Source organism: Streptomyces sp. NPDC026575, assembly GCF_055567415.1.
In genome coordinates, this window is sequence record NZ_JBVHQM010000031.1 from 84,358 (window position 1) to 101,227 (window position 16,870).

Annotated in this window: 14 protein-coding genes; 9 read left to right on the plus strand and 5 right to left on the minus strand. The window is 70.7% G+C overall.

Annotated features, from left to right (window positions below; all coding sequences use genetic code 11):
* The first annotated feature begins 45 nt into the window (after positions 1-45).
* From ACZ4NB_RS32435 to ACZ4NB_RS32450, 4 genes are all read left to right on the plus strand, one after another.
* Entirely contained in the window at positions 46-3,225 is a 3,180-nt protein-coding gene (locus tag ACZ4NB_RS32435; protein WP_467666615.1) for an efflux RND transporter permease subunit, read from the plus strand.
* A 225-nt stretch (positions 3,226-3,450) separates the two neighbouring features.
* Positions 3,451-4,143, plus strand: a complete 693-nt coding sequence (locus ACZ4NB_RS32440) for a hypothetical protein (protein WP_467666616.1) — start codon at positions 3,451-3,453, stop codon at positions 4,141-4,143.
* A complete protein-coding gene (locus tag ACZ4NB_RS32445) occupies positions 4,140-6,077 on the plus strand; it encodes a GMC family oxidoreductase (RefSeq protein WP_467666617.1) in 1,938 nt (645 codons plus the stop codon). Before ACZ4NB_RS32440 ends, ACZ4NB_RS32445 begins: the two co-directional genes overlap by 4 nt.
* Positions 6,074-7,252, plus strand: coding sequence for a ferritin-like domain-containing protein (locus ACZ4NB_RS32450; RefSeq protein ID WP_467666618.1), 1,179 nt, complete (start codon positions 6,074-6,076; stop codon positions 7,250-7,252). The genes ACZ4NB_RS32445 and ACZ4NB_RS32450 overlap by 4 nt, the downstream gene beginning before the upstream one ends.
* Before the next feature lie 60 nt (positions 7,253-7,312).
* Here the strand turns inward: ACZ4NB_RS32450 and ACZ4NB_RS32455 are convergent, their stop codons facing one another.
* Positions 7,313-7,612 carry a hypothetical protein gene (locus ACZ4NB_RS32455; protein WP_467666619.1) on the minus strand — a complete coding sequence of 100 codons (300 nt, stop codon included), beginning with the start codon at positions 7,610-7,612 and terminating at the stop codon, positions 7,313-7,315.
* 263 nt (positions 7,613-7,875) lie between these two features.
* Between ACZ4NB_RS32455 and ACZ4NB_RS32460 the strand changes: the two genes are divergently transcribed.
* Positions 7,876-8,319 (plus strand): DUF4430 domain-containing protein, encoded by a 444-nt coding sequence (locus ACZ4NB_RS32460; RefSeq protein WP_467666620.1) that lies wholly within the window; start codon positions 7,876-7,878, stop codon positions 8,317-8,319.
* Positions 8,320-8,373: 54 nt separating this feature from the next.
* On the opposite strand, the gene nadA is transcribed toward ACZ4NB_RS32460, so the two are convergent.
* Positions 8,374-9,561, minus strand: a complete 1,188-nt coding sequence (gene nadA / locus ACZ4NB_RS32465; RefSeq protein WP_467666621.1) for a quinolinate synthase NadA — start codon at positions 9,559-9,561, stop codon at positions 8,374-8,376.
* A 276-nt stretch (positions 9,562-9,837) separates the two neighbouring features.
* Here nadA and erpA point away from each other — a divergent pair, with 276 nt between their 5' ends.
* Positions 9,838-10,194 (plus strand): iron-sulfur cluster insertion protein ErpA, encoded by a 357-nt coding sequence (gene erpA / locus ACZ4NB_RS32470; RefSeq protein WP_030070025.1) that lies wholly within the window; start codon positions 9,838-9,840, stop codon positions 10,192-10,194.
* Between the two features lie 86 nt (positions 10,195-10,280).
* Here the strand turns inward: erpA and ACZ4NB_RS32475 are convergent, their stop codons facing one another.
* Complete coding sequence (locus ACZ4NB_RS32475; protein WP_467666622.1) at positions 10,281-11,786, minus strand: hypothetical protein; 1,506 nt, start codon at positions 11,784-11,786, stop codon at positions 10,281-10,283.
* Between the two features lie 100 nt (positions 11,787-11,886).
* Positions 11,887-12,114 (minus strand): hypothetical protein, encoded by a 228-nt coding sequence (locus tag ACZ4NB_RS32480; protein ID WP_467666623.1) that lies wholly within the window; start codon positions 12,112-12,114, stop codon positions 11,887-11,889.
* A gap of 170 nt (positions 12,115-12,284) precedes the next feature.
* Here ACZ4NB_RS32480 and ACZ4NB_RS32485 point away from each other — a divergent pair, with 170 nt between their 5' ends.
* Positions 12,285-13,259 (plus strand): carbohydrate kinase family protein, encoded by a 975-nt coding sequence (locus ACZ4NB_RS32485; protein ID WP_467666624.1) that lies wholly within the window; start codon positions 12,285-12,287, stop codon positions 13,257-13,259.
* A gap of 18 nt (positions 13,260-13,277) precedes the next feature.
* Here the strand turns inward: ACZ4NB_RS32485 and ACZ4NB_RS32490 are convergent, their stop codons facing one another.
* Entirely contained in the window at positions 13,278-14,717 is a 1,440-nt protein-coding gene (locus ACZ4NB_RS32490) for an aminotransferase class V-fold PLP-dependent enzyme (protein ID WP_467666625.1), read from the minus strand.
* 352 nt (positions 14,718-15,069) lie between these two features.
* Between ACZ4NB_RS32490 and ctaC the strand changes: the two genes are divergently transcribed.
* Together ctaC and ACZ4NB_RS32500 are read left to right on the plus strand one after the other, a co-directional pair.
* On the plus strand, positions 15,070-16,032 hold the full coding sequence (ctaC, locus tag ACZ4NB_RS32495; protein WP_467666626.1) for an aa3-type cytochrome oxidase subunit II: 963 nt from the start codon (positions 15,070-15,072) through the stop codon (positions 16,030-16,032).
* On the plus strand, positions 16,029-16,870 hold an 842-nt coding region (locus ACZ4NB_RS32500; protein ID WP_467666627.1), incomplete at its 3' end, for a cytochrome c oxidase subunit I. The genes ctaC and ACZ4NB_RS32500, both read left to right, overlap by 4 nt.

Sequence of the window (16,870 nt, forward strand, 5' to 3'; positions counted from 1 at the left end):
CCTACGCCCAGACCGCCTTCAGAACAGAAGAGAGAGACCCCACCCATGTCCTGGCTGTCCCGACTCAGCCTCGTACAACGGGGCCTGATAGCGCTGATGTCGATCGTCGCGATCGCCTTCGGCGCCATCGCGATCCCGCAGCTCAAGCAGCAGCTCCTGCCCTCCATCGAGCTTCCGATGGTCTCCGTGCTGGCGCCCTACCAGGGTGCCTCGCCCGATGTCGTCGAGAAGCAGGTGATCGAGCCGCTGGAGGACGGTGTCCAGGCGGTCGACGGCATCAAGAGCGTCACCTCGACGTCCAGCGAGGGCTCGGGCGTCATCATGGCGCAGTTCGACTACGGCAACGACTCCAAGCGGCTGGTCGCCGACGTCCAGCAGGCCGTCAACCGCGCCCGCGCCAAGCTGCCCAAGGACGTCGACCCGCAGGTGGTGGCCGGCTCGACGGACGACATCCCCACCGTCGTCCTCGCCGTCTCCTCCTCGGCCAAGGACCAGCAGAGCCTGGCCGACCAGCTCGACCGCAGCGTCGTACCGGACCTGAAGAACATCGAGGGCGTCAGCCAGGTCACCGTGGACGGCGTCCAGGACCGGATCGTCGCGGTCACCCCCGACGAGCGCAAGCTCGCCGCCGCCGGGCTGAACTCCCAGGCGCTCGGCAAGGCGCTGGAGGCCGGCGGTACCTCGGTGCCCGCCGGTTCCTTCGCCGAGGGCGGCAGGAGCAAGACCGTCCAGGTCGGCGCCGGATTCACCTCGGTGCAGCAGATCAAGGACCTGAGCATCGCGCCGGCCGCGGGGGCGGGCGCGGGCGGTGCCGGCGCCGGCCAGTCCGCCGCCGAGCCGGTCCGCCTCGGCGACGTGGCCACCGTCAAGGAGGAGCCGGCCACCCCGACCTCCCTGACCCGCACCAACGGCAAGCCCAGCCTCGCCGTGATGGTGACGATGGACCAGGACGGCAGCGCGGTCGCGATCTCCGACGCGGTCAAGGACAAGCTCGCCGACATCCGCAAGGACCTGGGCAAGGGCACCGACGTCACGGTCGCCTCCGACCAGGGCCCCGCGGTCTCCAAGTCGATCGAGTCGCTGACCACCGAGGGCCTGCTCGGCCTCGCCATGGCCGTCATCGTCATCCTGGTCTTCCTGCTCAGCCTCCGCTCCACCCTGGTCACCGCGGTCTCCATTCCGCTCTCGGTCGTCATCACGCTGATCGTGCTGTGGACCGGTGACCTCTCGCTGAACATGCTCACCCTCGGCGCGCTGACCATCGCGATCGGCCGCGTCGTCGACGACTCGATCGTCGTCCTGGAGAACATCAAGCGGCACCTGGGCTACGGCGAGGAGCGCCGCGAGGCGATCCTCTCCGCCGTCAAGGAGGTCTCCGGAGCGATCACCTCCTCCACCCTCACCACGGTCGCGGTCTTCCTCCCGATCGGTGTGGTCGGCGGCATGGTCGGGGCCCTCTTCGGCTCCTTCTCCCTCACGGTGACCGTCGCCCTGCTCTCCTCCCTGATCGTCTCGCTGACGGTCGTCCCGGTCCTGTCGTACTGGTTCCTGCGCGCCCCGAAGATCCCCGAGGGCACCACGGTGGACGAGCTGCGCCGCAAGGCCGAGGAGAAGGAGACGCAGAGCCCGCTGCAGCGCCTGTACGTCCCGGTGCTGCGCTTCGCGACCCGCCGCCGGATCACCAGCCTGGTCATCGCCGTGGTCATCCTCATCGGCACGTTCGGCATGGGCCCGCTGCTGAAGACCAACTTCTTCGACCAGGGCGACCAGGACACCCTCACCCTCAAGCAGGAGCTCAAGCCCGGCACCAGCCTGGGCGCGTCCGACGCGCAGGCCAAGAAGGTCGAGAAGCTGCTCGCGGCCGACGACGACATCGCCGACTACCAGGTCACCGTCGGCTCCTCCGGCTTCATGGCGGCCTTCGGCGGCGGCACCGGCGCCAACCAGGCCTCCTACCAGCTGAAGCTGAAGGACTCCGCGGACTCCGGCAAGGTCACCGACGACCTGCGGGCCTCGCTCGACAAGCTCGGCAAGTCCATCGGCGACACCACCGTCACCGCCGGGGGCGGCTTCGGCAACCAGGACCTCAGCGTGGTCGTCAAGGCGGGCGACGCCGACGTCCTCAAGCAGGCCGCCGAGCAGGTCCGCAAGGCCGTCGCCGGGCTCGACGACGTCACCGACGTCCAGAGCGATCTGGCACAGAGCGTGCCGCGGATCTCCGTCAAGCCCAACGCCAAGGCGGCCGGGGCCGGTTACGACCAGACCATGCTCGGCGGCGCGGTCGCCCAGGCGATCCGCGGCACCACCAGCGGCAAGGCCGTCCTGGACGACACCGAGCGGGACATCGTCATCAAGTCGGCCCACCCGGCCACCACCGAGGACGAGCTGAAGAACCTGGCCGTCCCGACGCCGGCCGGCCCGGTGAAGCTCGGCACCATCGCCACCGTGAAGACCGTGCCCGGCCCGGTCCAGATGACCCGGATCGACGGGGCCCGCTCGGCGACCATCACCGCCAAGCCGACCGGCGACAACACCGGCGCGGTCAGCGCCAAGCTGCAGAGCGAGATCGACGCGCTGAAGCTGCCGGACGGTGCGACGGCGAAGATCGGCGGCGTCTCCCAGGACCAGACCGACGCCTTCTCCTCGCTGGGCCTGGCGATGCTGGCGGCCATCGCCATCGTCTTCATGCTCCTGGTGGCCACCTTCAAGTCGCTGATCCAGCCGCTGATCCTGCTGGTCTCCATACCCTTCGCGGCGACCGGCGCGATCGGCCTGCTGGTCGCCACCGGCACCCCGCTGGGCGTCCCGGCGATGATCGGCATGCTGATGCTGATCGGCATCGTGGTCACCAACGCCATCGTGCTGATCGACCTGATCAACCAGTACCGCGCACAGGGCTACGGCGTCGTCGAGGCGGTCGTCGAGGGCGGCCGGCACCGTCTGCGCCCGATCCTGATGACCGCGCTGGCCACGATCATGGCGCTGCTGCCGATGGCGCTGTCCATCACCGGTGACGGCGGCTTCATATCCCAGCCGCTGGCCGTGGTCGTGATCGGCGGTCTGATCACCTCCACCCTGCTCACCCTCCTCCTCGTCCCGACGCTCTACGCGATGATCGAACTCCGCAAGGAGCGCCGGGCGAAGAAGAAGGCCGCCAAGCGCGCCGCGAAGTCCGGCGCGCGGCCCGAGGAGGCCGACCGCACCCCGGAGCCCGCGGGCGTCTAGGCCCCGCCCCCGACTCGGTTCGAGCCGGGGGACCGCCACCGGGACGCGACCAGGAGCCCCCGCTGCCGTACGCACGGCAGCGGGGGCTCCCGCGTACGCCGGTGGCCGCGGCGCCCGACTGACCTCCCGTCATACGCCTTCCAGTGGTTTATCCAGTCTTGTCGGCATACGCCCGCCGGGCCCGAGAAGCATGACTCCCGAATATGCCGCACCGGGAGGAGAGCGATGACCGACCCCGCAGCAGCCGATGGAACAGCGGACCGGGCAGCCGACGAACCAGCCGACGAACTGGGCGACTTCGTCACCTACTGCGTGCCGCTGACCGGCTTCGCCGCATTCGATCTGTACGCCACCGGCATGGCCCGGCTCTACCTGGACACCGCCCGCGGCCAGGTGGGCGCCGCCCAGTTCACGACGTTCTGGACCAAGTGGAAGGAAGCCGTAGCCCAGGGCAAGGGGCCCCAGGCCCTGGACCTCCCCCACCGCGAGGTCGCCCGGGCGCTGATCTACCTCTGGTACACCGGCGCCTGGCCCCGGCTGGCCCCCGCGGCGCACGCAACGCTCCGGCGCGAGGTCGCCAACACCGAGTCCGTCGCCTCGCCCAGCGCCTACGTCGAGGGCCTGGTGTGGCGCACCTTCCAGGGCCACCCGGCGGGCGCCAAACCGCCGGGCTTCGGCACCTGGGCGGTCAAACCGCCCGCGCCGGCCGGGCAGAGCCTCGTCCGGCTCGGCACCGGTCCGGACCTCGCCGACGTCCCCTACCGCACCGGACTGGCCGGTGAGGTCGCCCCCGACGCGATCCCCGACGAGCTGCTCCCCGGCCACCGCCTGAGCCGCCACATCCCGCCGTCCGCCGTGCCCACCGCGGCCGCCGCGCGAAGCGAAGCCGCCGCCACCCCCGAGGAGGCCACCCCATGACCGGACCCGTCCCCGCGGAGGCCGCCGCCCGCCGCCGCTACGACGTGATCGTCGTCGGTGCGGGCTGGGCCGGCAGCGCACTGGCCAAACGCCTCGGCGACCAGGGCTGGGACGTCCTCGTCCTGGAGGCCGGCAACAGCGGCACCGAGACCTGGCCCGGCTATCTGGACTCCCTGTCCACCTACTACTCGGCCGTCGCCAAGGTCCCCAACTCCGCCTACCGCCGCAACAAGGCCGCGCCCTACCCCGACGTCCTCGACCTCGCCCCGGTGGCCGATCCTGCCTCCGGACAGCCCGAGTTCACCGCCAACGGCTACTTGGTCCAGGACGGCAAGCTCCCCTACGGCACCGACTACCTGCGCGAGCTCGGCGGCGCCGCCATGCACTGGCTCGGCGCCGTCCCCCGCATGCTCCCCGACGACTTCGCCACCGCCAAGGACTACGGGTACGGCCGGAACTGGCCCTTCACCGCCGCCGAACTCCAGCCCTGGTACGCCGAGGCCGAGCGCGAGTTCGGCGTCGCCGGCAACGCCAAGGAGCAAAGGGCCCTCGGCACCGTCACCGACCCCGCCTACGAGTACCCCATGCACCACATCCCGCAGAGCTATATCGACCAGCGGTGCATGAACCTCGACGGCAAGGTCGTCAAGGACGGCGTGGCCGGCCAGGACTACGCGCTGACCGTGTACGGCCTGCCGCAGGCCCGCAACTCCACCCCCAACCCCGCCTACCGGGACCCGTACCGCGTCCAGGGCGCCGTCGGCATCCCCAACTACGGCGAGCGCTGCGTGGGCAACGCCAGCTGCGTCCCCATCTGCCCCGTGCAGGCCAAGTCGCATCCGCTGCGCATCCAGGCCGGCTGGCCCAAGTCCGTCACCCTGGCCACCCGCTGCGTGGTCAGCCGGGTCCGGGCGCGGTCGGACGGCCGGGTCACCGGCGTGGAGTACCGCACGTACACCGACCCCGTCTCACCGGTCCACCAGACCTACCTCGCGGAGGCGGACGTGATCGTCCTCGCCGCGCACGCCATCGAGAACGCCCGGCTGCTGCTGTTCTCGGGCCTGGCCAAGAAGAGCGGGCAGGTCGGCCGCAACCTGATGGACCACCCCACCCTCCTCAACTGGGCGCTCGCCCCCGAGGACAAGGGCCCGGTCGGCCCGTTCCGCGGCCCCGGGCACACCTCCGGCTGGGAGGTCTTCCGCAGCGGAGCCGGACGCGGCAAGCGCGCGCCCTTCCGCATCGAGATCGGCAACTGGGGCTGGGGCTGGGCCACCGGCGCCCCGCTCAGCAATGTCGCCACCGCCCTGGGCGTCGGCGGCAACCCCGACGGCAGCATCCGGGACAAGGGCGTCTACGGGCCCGAACTGCGCAGCCTCCTGGGCCACTCCATCGGCCGGCAGCTCCAGCTGCAGATCGCCGTCGAGCAGTCCGCGAACGAGCACAACCGCGTCACCATCGATCCGGCCCGCTACCGCGACGCCATGGGAAACCCCCGCCCGATCGTCACCTACGACCTCGACGACCACGTCCGCAAGGGCCTGTACGCCGCCCGCCTGGTCGCCCAGCAGATCTTCGGCCTCCTCCAGGCCAAGGACTACACCCACCACGCCCCGCAGAACGGCGTCCCCCCGCTCGGCCACGTCGTCTACAACGGCACCCACCTCGCCTACAGCGGAGCCGGGCACGGAGCGGGCACCCACATCATGGGCACCAAAGACACCACGTCCGTGGTGGACCGGGACCAGCGCACCCACGACCACCCCAACCTCTACGCCGTCGGCTGCGGCAGCATGCCGTCCGTCGGCACCAGCAACCCCACCCTCACCATGATGGCGCTGGCCCTGCGCAGCGCCGCCCAGATCCACCGGGACCTCGTCGACGCCCGCCGCCCGGTCGAGCTCGCCGGCCCCGCCCACGAGGAGGCATCGGCGTGATCACCGCGATGGCCCTGCACGCACAGGGATTCGGCGTCCCGAAGACCCTCGACGAGCTCCGCAGGTACCTCCAGGGCGCCCTGGAGGTCGAGCACCTCACCATCCCCGTCTACATGACCGGGATGTACTCCATCCACCCGGGCACCAACCGCACCGCCTACTTCGCCATCCGCAGCGTCCTGATGGAGGAGATGCTGCATATGACCCTGGTGGCGAACCTCCTCAACGCGGTCGGCGGCAAGCCCGTGGTGGGCCGCAAGGAGTTCGTCGCCAAGTACCCGGCGAAGCTGCCGTTCAGCAGCGACAAGGACGTGCCCCTGATCCATCTCCAGCACTTCTCGCCCGACGCGCTGCGCACCTTCCTGCGCATCGAGCTGCCCCGCAAACTGGCCCCCGACCCCGCGCCGGGGGAGGGCTGGACCTCCATCGGCCAGTTCTACGACGCCATCCGCCAGGGCCTGGAGAAGCTGGTCAAGGACCTCGGCGAGGCCGCGGTCTTCCCCCAGCGGCCCGAACGCCAGGTCGGCCCGGAGGACTTCTACAACTCCGGCGGCGAGGTCTTCGCCGTACACGACCTGAAGTCGGCCAAGCTCGCCATCCGCGTCATCAGCGAACAGGGCGAGGGCCTCGACGACCACATCTGGACCAGCGACGACCTGATCTTCGGCGAGCAGCGGCAGCTCGCCCACTACTTCCGCTTCAACGAGATCTGCACCGGCCGCAGCTACGGCCCCCACGACACCCCCAAGGACCCGCCCAGCGGCCCCCTGCTGGACGTCACCTGGGACGACGCCTACCCGATCCACGGCGACTCCAAGGTCACCGACTACAAGAAGAACAAGGAGGTGTACGAGCAGGCCGTCGCCTTCAACACCCGCTACGCCGCCCTGCTCTCCTACCTCCAGCAGGCATTCGACGGCAAGCCCCGGGCGATGGCCCTGGCCATCCCCACCATGCTGGAACTCCGCGACCGCTCCGAACAGCTCTACCGCAACCCGCACCCCGGGCGGCCGGGCCGTTTCGCCAGCCCCACCTTCGAACTCGAAAAGCCGCAGTTCGACGCGGTCCACGAAACCGTGGAGGAGAACCTGCGGCTCGCCGGCCTGGAGGCCGGCGAGCCGATCGATCTCTCCGCCGTCCCGAGCTGGACGGCGCAGCACCCTACCGACGCATAGGGCGGCACAAGACGCCATGCCGCACCCCGGAGCAGCGCACCGCGGGGTGCGGCGCCCGCATCAGCGGCCGAGGCCCGCGAAGCCCCCGAAGCCCCCGCCGCCCCTGCGGGCGCTCACGAGGGTGTCGGTGATGTCGCCCCCGGCGGTCTGCTTGAGCTTGGCGATCGTCCGGTGGTTGTCGATGAGGATGTTCGTACGGCAACCGTCCGAGGGGAGCAGGAGGGTGAACGTCGGCGCGCAGTGCACGTCCTCGTCGAAGAACCCGCCATCCCAGCCCTTGGCACCGGCCGTGCCGGTCGCCGACAGCACCAGCACACCGGCCCCGAGGGCGCCCGCGACCATACGCATTGCCTTACCCACGACGGAACTTCCTTCCTGTCTGGACCCGATCTGATACCGGGATCACCGCGCTAACGAACCGGCAACGAATGGATTACGCAGCGTTACGCTGTCGTGGTGACGGCGCGGTGTTTCCGTCCCTCCGGCGGCCCAGCCGGGCCCGCCCTCGCCGGGCCCCGGGGGCCGTGTCGCGGATCGAGGGCCACCCGAGCGACCGGCTCGCGCATCGCGGTGAGTAGTGCGACGGTGGCCTTGGGTGAAAAACCGACGAAAGGCGGGAGACCGTGCGCTGTGCTCCGGCCCGCAGGGCCGCCCTGGTGCCGGCGGCCGGACTCGTCCTCGCGCTCGCGCCGCCGGCCGCCACCGACGGCCCCGTCGCCCCGGTCCGGGTCGCGGTCACCGGCGGCGCCTTCACCGGCAGCGTGGGCATCGTGCGCACGGCGGCGCGCTCCCTGTACGGCGGCTTCCGCTGCGCCGCCGACGGTGTGCGCCCCACCCCGCTCACCGCCCTGGCCGACGCCGACCGGAGGTACCACCTGGGCGTGCGGGCGCACTGGGACGAGGCGGCCGGGGATTTCGTGGTCACCGAGATCCGCGGGGACGCCGCGGACGGCGACCGGAAGTGGAACGCCTACGTCAACGAAGAGAAGATCACGACCGGGCCCTGCGGCACCGCGGTCAAGGACCACGACAAGGTCCGCTGGACCCTGGAGGCCGCCACAAGCTGACGGCCGCCGCACCCGCAGGGGCCTCCCCACGGGTGCGGCGGCCGTTCGCCGCGCCTACGGCAGGCTCAGCATCCGCTCCAGCGCCAGCTTCGCGAAGCTCTCGGTCTCCTTGTCGACCTCGATGCGGTTGACGACCTTGCCGGCCGCCAGCGACTCCAGCGCCCACACCAGGTGGGGGAGGTCGATGCGGTTCATCGTCGAGCAGAAGCAGACCGTCTTGTCGAGGAAGACGATCTCCTTGTCCTCCGCGGCGAAGCGGTTCGCCAGGCGGCGGACCAGGTTCAGCTCCGTGCCGATGGCCCACTTCGAGCCGCGCGGGGCGGCCTCCAGGGCCTTGATGATGTACTCCGTCGAGCCGACGTAGTCCGCGGCCGCCACGACCTCGTGCTTGCACTCGGGGTGGACCAGGACGTTGACGTCCGGGATGCGGGCCCGCACGTCGTTCACCGAGTCCAGGGAGAACCGGCCGTGGACCGAGCAGTGGCCGCGCCAGAGGATCATCTTCGCGTTGCGCAGCTGCTCGACGGTCAGGCCGCCGTTCGGCTTGTGCGGGTTGAAGACCACGCAGTCGTCCAGGGACATGCCCAGGTCGCGGACGGCGGTGTTGCGGCCCAGGTGCTGGTCGGGCAGGAAGAGGACCTTCTCGCCCTGCTCGAAGGCCCAGTCCAGCGCCCGCTCGGCGTTGGAGGAGGTGCAGATCGTGCCGCCGTGCTTGCCGGTGAATGCCTTGATGTCGGCCGAGGAGTTCATGTACGAGACCGGCACGACCTGCTCGGCTATGCCGGCCTCGGTGAGCACGTCCCAGCACTCGGCGACCTGCTCGGCGGTGGCCATGTCGGCCATCGAACAGCCCGCGGCCAGGTCGGGGAGGATGACCTGCTGGTCGTCGCCGGTGAGGATGTCGGCCGACTCGGCCATGAAGTGCACGCCGCAGAAGACGATGTACTCGGCGTCCGGCCGGGCGGCGGCGTCCCGCGCCAGCTTGAAGGAGTCGCCGGTGACGTCGGCGAACTCGATGACCTCGTCGCGCTGGTAGTGGTGCCCGAGGACGAAGACCTTGTCGCCGAGCTTCTCCTTCGCCGCGCGGGCGCGCGCGACGAGGTCGGGGTCGGACGGGGCGGGGAGGTCTCCGGGGCACTCCACGCCGCGCTCGCTCTTCGGGTCGGCCTCACGGCCGAGGAGGAGCAGGGCCAGCGGGGTCGGCTGGACGTCCAGGGGCTGGGCGGTGGTCACAACACGCACCCTCTCTACTCTGCGGACAGCTCTTTGCGCTCTTGAGCACAAGCCTTTTCGTCTATTTGACGCTATCTATCATAGCCGCTTCACGTCACTTTGACGATGGCCATAGTGTCGATGTGACGCATCACCGCCGCCCTGTGTGCGGTGGGCCACCTGTTCCCGGCCGCCGGTGTGCGAGCATGAAGAAGAAGCGCCCAGCCGGAATTAATCCGGGGCGTCGCCGGTTTCAGCTTGTTGCATCCGATGACAAGCGGTCCGTACAACCCGGGAGAGATGTAGATGAGCGTGCAGGACGAGAAGACCACCGTCAGCGACGGCATCATCCTGTCCGACGCGGCCGCGTCGAAGGTCAAGAGCCTGCTGGAGCAGGAGGGCCGGGACGACCTCGCGCTGCGGGTGGCGGTCCAGCCCGGCGGCTGCTCCGGTCTGCGCTACCAGCTCTTCTTCGATGAGCGCTCGCTCGACGGCGACGTCGTCAAGGACTTCGACGGCGTCAAGGTCGTCACCGACCGGATGAGCGCCCCGTACCTCGGCGGTGCCTCCATCGACTTCGTCGACACCATCGAGAAGCAGGGCTTCACGATCGACAACCCGAACGCCACGGGCTCCTGCGCCTGCGGCGACTCCTTCAGCTAAGGATCGCGGGTCCGCGCACATACGGCGAAGGCGGCGTCCCCCGGGTGGGGGCGCCGCCTTCGCCGTATCCGTGTCCGGGCCTGCCGCTACCGCTTCGGTACGGCCTCACCGGTCGACACGTCGATCACCTTCCGGCCGTCCAGCGGCTCGCGCAGCGTGACGGTCTTGGTGAACTCCTTGGCGATCTTCACGCAGACCTGACCCGGCTTCTTGTCCTTGCCGACGACCTTGGTCTTGACGGCCGTGTCCGACTCCTCGGCGCTCACCGAGTAGACGCTGCACACCCCGCCCCAGAAGTGCACGGTCAGCTTCCGCCCGCCGTCGCCCACGTCGTACGACTCCAGCGCCATCGCCCCCGGCTTGCCGGACGGCCCCTTCGGGGTCCGGTCCTTGTGCGCCAGGTACTTCGGATCCACCGCGGGGTGTGCGACGGTCGTCGTGGCGTCCGGGCCGCTGCCGGCGCCCGGCTGGCGGACCGTGTACAGCCACGACGGCACCAGCGCCTGGCCGCCGCTGACGTACTGCACCGCGAGCCCGAAGACGGCGCCGGTCACCTCGGCCGGCTTCTGGGCCTTCGTCGGCGAGGGCTCGCACGGCGCGATCTGGCCGCCCTTGTCGCCCTTGCCGCCCTTCCCGGGCGGCACCGACGGGCAGCCGGCCGGCGTGCGGCCCCCGCCCGCGTTCAGCCGCGCAAGCGTCTTGTCCGCGCTCAGCACGGGGTACACCGCGCCCTTGACGGGGTTCGCCAACTGGCCGCTGCCGCCGACCACTTGGCCGTCCGAGCCGACCTGGAGATCGCTCTGCCAGCCGTACGTCGGCAGCCCGCCGAGCACCGGATCGGCGGTGACGATCCGCACCGCGCCGGACAGCCCGCCGGCATCGAGCCGGGCGCTCTCCTGGCCGAGCGCCTTGAGCACCGGCCGCACCGCCTGCTTGGCCTTCTCCGGTGACACCGCGTCCTTGCCGCTGCTGTCGTCCTCGGTGGTGATGTCCCCGCCGCCGCGGTACGAGGGGCAGCCCGGCCGGCTCGACGCGCCGGCGCCCGCCTGGTCGCCGTCCTTGCCGTTCTCGGGGGCGGGCAGCGCGCAGTTCGTGCCGCCCGGGGTGCCGTACTGCGCGTACGTCCAGGAGCCCGAGCCGGTCTTGTTCACCTGCAGGACGGGGCTGCGGGCGTCCGGGGTCCCGCCCACCTTCCAGGTGGTGCCCTCCGAGCGGACCTTTCCGGCCACATCCAGCGCCTTCGCCAGCCGTTCCACCGACTCCCGGCTGATCTCGCCCTGGGGCCGGTACACCGGCGCCGACGACGGGCCGCCGGGCAGCTTCTTCACGGCCTTGTACTTCGCGCCCTGCGGATTGGGCTCACCGGCCGCTATCGAGCCGCCCGTGTACCCGTCGAGCGCGAGCGGCGGCGGGTCGGCCCGGCCCGCGGAACCCGGTCCGGAGTCCTCGTCGCCGGACGCGGACGAGGCCCAGTACGCCGCGCCGCCCCCGGCCAGCAGCACCGCGGCGGCCATCGAGGCGACCAGCAGCGGGCTGCGGCGCCGGCGCTCCTTGGGGTGGTCCGGGGTCGTGGGGGTGTCCTCGGTGTTCACCGCATCGCTCCTTCAGCTCCGCTGAACATCTGCCGTGCCACCCTCCCTGGGGTGGACGCCGATGGGACGGAGCGGGGGCGTGCGCGGTTCCCCGAACGGCTCAGTCGCCGTAGTCGGACATGTGGTCCACGATCTCGGCGGACCGCTCGGGAACCTCGACCCCGTGCAGATCGGACGCCCGGCCGGGCTTCGGCGCGGACCGGTGCCCGGCCTTCCAGCGCCCCGCCATCCGTGCGCAGTCCCCGCGCAGCTCGTCGAGCGACTCCGGCTCGGAATCGGCGGGTGAGGTGGCGACACGCGGTGTGACGGCTTTCACAGGCTTGGTCATAGGGGCACCGTACGCAGGCACGCGCCGAGGAGAAAGACCTACTATTGAGTAGTTATCCACTGGTTTCGGAGGTTCCGCCTGTCCGGGATGCGCAGGTGGTTTTGCACCCCGCCAGGTAGCGTTGCTCCACGTCCGCAAGTCCCTCCGCCACCCGCAGGAGCAGACCCGTCGTGCGTATCGCAGTCACCGGCTCCATCGCCACCGACCACCTGATGACCTTTCCCGGCCGCTTCGCCGACCAGCTCGTGGCCGACCAGCTGCATACGGTCTCCCTCTCCTTCCTGGTCGACCAGCTCGACGTCCGCCGTGGCGGAGTCGCCCCCAACATCTGCTTCGGCATGGGCCAGCTCGGCATCCAGCCGATCCTGGTGGGCGCCGCGGGCAACGACTTCGAGGAGTACCGCGCCTGGCTCGACCGCCACGGCGTCGACACCCGCTCCGTACGCATCTCGGAGGTGCTGCACACCGCGCGCTTCGTGTGCACCACCGACGCCGACCACAACCAGATCGGCTCCTTCTACACCGGCGCGATGAGCGAGGCCCGGCTGATCGAGCTCCAGCACGTGGCCGAGCGGGTCGGCGGCCTGGACCTCGTACTGATCGGCGCGGACGACCCCGAGGCGATGATCCGGCACACCGAGGAGTGCCGCACCCGCGGCATCCCCTTCGCCGCCGACTTCTCCCAGCAGATCGCCCGGATGGACGGCGAGAACATCCGCACCCTCATGGAGGGCGCCACCTACCTCTTCTCCAACGAGTACGAGAAGGGCCTGATCGAGTCCAAGACCGGCTGGACCGGCGACGAGATCCTCGCCAAGGTCGGCACCCGGGTCACCACCCTCGGCTCCAACGGCGTCCGCATCGAGCGGGTCGGCGAGGCCACCATCGAGGTCGGCGTCCCGGAGGAGAAGACCAAGGCCGACCCCACCGGCGTCGGCGACGCCTTCCGCGCCGGCTTCCTGTCCGGTCTGGCCTGGGGCGTCGGCCTGGAGCGCGCCGCGCAGGTCGGCTGCATGCTGGCGACGCTGGTCATCGAGACCGTCGGCACCCAGGAGTACGAGCTGCACCGCAGCCACTTCATGGACCGCTTCACCAAGGCGTACGGCCACGAGGCCGCCGCCGACGTCCAGCAGCACCTGGCCTGAACCGGCCGGAAGAACGTCTCAGACGCGGCGCCGCACGACATACGCGGCGCCGCGTTCCGCCGCCCGCTCGCCCACGTACTCCTGCTCGCGCATCGTGCACCAGGCGGGGATGTCCTGCCGGGCGGCCTCGTCGTCGGAGAGCACCGTCACCGTCCCGCCGACCGGCACCTCGCCGATCACCTTGGCCAGCTCGATGACCGGGATGGGGCAGCGCCTGCCGAGGGAGTCGACGACCAGGTCCTCGGCCCCGGCGCCGGCCGCGGTCCGCGGCGCCTCACCGGCCTCGGCCGCCGCACCGGCCTCGGGCGCCTCGGCCGCCACCGACGGCACCCCCAGCCGCTCCCGTACCGAGCGCACCACCCCGGGCAGCACCTCCAGGAACCGGTCGACATCCGCCTCCTTCGTCCCGTACGGCAGCGAGACCCGGACGTTGCCCTCGGACAGCACCCCCATCGCGCGCAGCACATGGCTCGGCGCCAGGGTGCTGGACGTACAGGACGATCCGGACGAGACGGAGAAGCCCGCCCGGTCGAGGTCGTGCAGCAGGGTCTCCCCGTCGACATAGAGACAGGAGAAGGTGACGAGATGCGGCAGGCGGTGCACCGGGTCGCCGACCACCTCCACCTCCGGGACCAGCGCCGGCACCCGGGTGCGGATCCGGTTCACCAGCTGCCGCAGCCGCGCCGCCTCGGCGGGGGCCCCGGGGTCGGCCCGCAGCGCGCGCAGCGACGCCGCGGCAGCCACGATCGCCGGGATGTTCTCGAACCCCGGGCTGCGGCCCGACTCCCGCTCGTCCGCGGGCCCCTGCGGCGCGAACCGGGTCCCCTTGCGGACCACGAGCAGACCGACACCGGGCGGGCCGCCCCACTTGTGGGCGCTGGCCGCCAGCAGCGACCAGTCGCCGGGCACCGGCCCCCAGGGCAGCGACTGCGCGGCGTCCACCAGCAGCGGCACGCCGGACTCCCGGCAGAGCCCGGCCGCCTCCTCGACCGGCTGCTCGGTGCCCACCTCGTGGTTGGCGGACTGCAGGGCGACCAGCGCGGTGTCCGGGGTGAGCGCGGCGGCCAGATCGCCGGCCGCCACCCGGCCCGTCCGGTCCACGGCCAGCTCCGCGCGGGTGCCGCCGGCCGCCTCATGGGCCTCGGCGGCGTGCAGTACGCAGGAGTGCTCGACGGCGGAGTGCAGCAGCCGGCGCCCGACGCGCCGACGGGCCGCCAGCGCACCGGCGACTCCCCGATGCACCGCCTGCGTACCCGAAGGGGTGAAAACCAACTCGTCCGGCCGACAGCCGACGGCCTCGGCCGCGGCCTCGCGGGCGGCGTCCAGCAGCAGCCGGCCGCGGCGGCCCTCGCGGTAGAGGCGAGCCGGGTCGGCCCAGCCCTCGTCGAGCGAGGCGAGCAGCGCCTCACGGGCGACCGGGTGCAGGGGAGCGGAGGACGCGGCGTCGAAGTAGGGCACGTACGAGACGTTAGCCCCCCGTGGTCCCCGGCGGTGGCCCCCGCCCGGCCGGTCCGCGGGCCGGCCGCCCCGGCCCGGCCCGCCGGGCCGGGGCGGGCCGATGCCGGTCACGCCGTCAGATGCCTGGTGGGAGCGGGTAATCGGGTGCGGCGAGGGCGCCTCCCGGAGGACCCGGCCACCCCTTAGGGGTGCGTCGCGGCGCGTTGGGCACCCTCCCCGCGCGACCCCAAATAGCGTCCAGTAGGGTTTGGTCCGCATAAACATCCAAACCCCTGCCCGACGCAGGGCGGCGACCGACCAGCGAGTAAGGCCGCAGCCGACCGCGCGGGCGAGACTCTCGGGAAGGCGCTACGTGAGTCCCAACGGCTCCGACCGCTCGTCGCGGCGCCCGATGCGGCGGAAGCTGCCGCAGGTGCTTGCTGCGGGCCTGGTCCTGGCGACCGCTACTGGTTGCACATATAAGGACTTCCCCCGCCTCGGCATGCCAACGCCCGTCACCGACGAGGCGCCGCGGATCCTCTCTCTTTGGCAGGGCTCCTGGGCCGCCGCCCTCGCAACGGGCGTGCTGGTGTGGGGCCTGATCATTTGGAGCGTGATCTTCCACCGCCGCAGCAGGACCAAGGTGGAGGTCCCCGCGCAGACCCGGTACAACATGCCGATCGAGGCGTTGTACACGATCGTCCCGTTCATCATCATCGCGGTGCTCTTCTACTTCACCGCGCGTGATGAGAGCGCACTCCTGAAGACTTCCAAGAAGCCGGACCACGTCATCAACGTGGTGGGCTTCCAGTGGAGCTGGGGGTTCAACTACCTGGAGGACGTCGACGGCGACAAGTCGACCACGAACATCAACTCCAGCGCGCTCTCGGCGATCCCGGACAAGTGGAAGAAGACCGCGCCGGCCGGTGCCGACGGTGTCTACGACGTGGGCGTTCCGGGCACCCGGAACCCGCAGACCGGCAACCCCGGTCCGACGCTGTGGCTGCCGAAGGGTGAGACGGTCCAGTTCGTCCTCACTTCGCGCGATGTCATCCACTCCTTCTGGGTGGTGCCGTTCCTGATGAAGCAGGACGTCATCCCGGGCCACACCAATGTCTTCGAGGTGACCCCCAACAAGGAGGGCACCTTCATGGGCAAGTGCGCCGAGCTCTGCGGCGTCGACCACTCCCGGATGCTCTTCAACGTCAAGGTCGTCTCCCCTGAGCGGTACCGGGAGCACCTGCAGGACCTGAAGAAGAAGGGCCAGGCCGGATACCTGCCGTCGGGCATCAAGCAGACGGATCACGCCAGGAATGCGGAGACGAAGAACCAGTGAGCATCCTCAACGAACCTCAGGGTGCCGCCGCCGATACGGCTCCGGCAGCACCGCCCGTACGGAAAAAGCAGCCCGGTATCGCCGCCGTGAAGTGGCTGACGACCACTGACCACAAGACCATCGGCACGATGTACCTGGTCACGTCGTTCGCGTTCTTCTGCATCGGCGGCATCATGGCGCTGCTGATGCGGGCCGAGCTGGCCCGCCCCGGCACGCAGCTCATGTCGAACGAGCAGTTCAACCAGGCGTTCACCATGCATGGCACGATCATGCTGCTGATGTTCGCCACCCCGCTGTTCGCCGGCTTCGCGAACTGGATCATGCCGCTGCAGATCGGCGCGCCCGACGTGGCGTTCCCGCGGCTGAACATGTTCGCCTACTGGCTGTACCTCTTCGGCTCGCTGATCGCGGTGGCCGGCTTCCTCACCCCGCAGGGTGCGGCGGACTTCGGCTGGTTCGCGTACTCGCCGCTGTCGGACGCGGTGCGTTCGCCGGGCGTCGGCGCCGATATGTGGATCATGGGTCTGGCCTTCTCCGGCTTCGGCACGATCCTCGGTTCGGTCAACTTCATCACGACGATCATCTGCATGCGGGCGCCTGGCATGACGATGTTCCGGATGCCGATCTTCACCTGGAACGTGCTGCTGACCGGTGTGCTGGTCCTGCTGGCCTTCCCGGTGCTGGCGGCGGCGCTGTTCGCGCTGGAGGCGGACCGTAAATTCGGTGCCCATGTATTCGATGCGGCCAATGGTGGCGCTCTGCTCTGGCAGCACCTCTTCTGGTTCTTCGGCCATCCCGAGGTGTACATCATCGCGCTGCCGTTCTTCGGCATCATTTC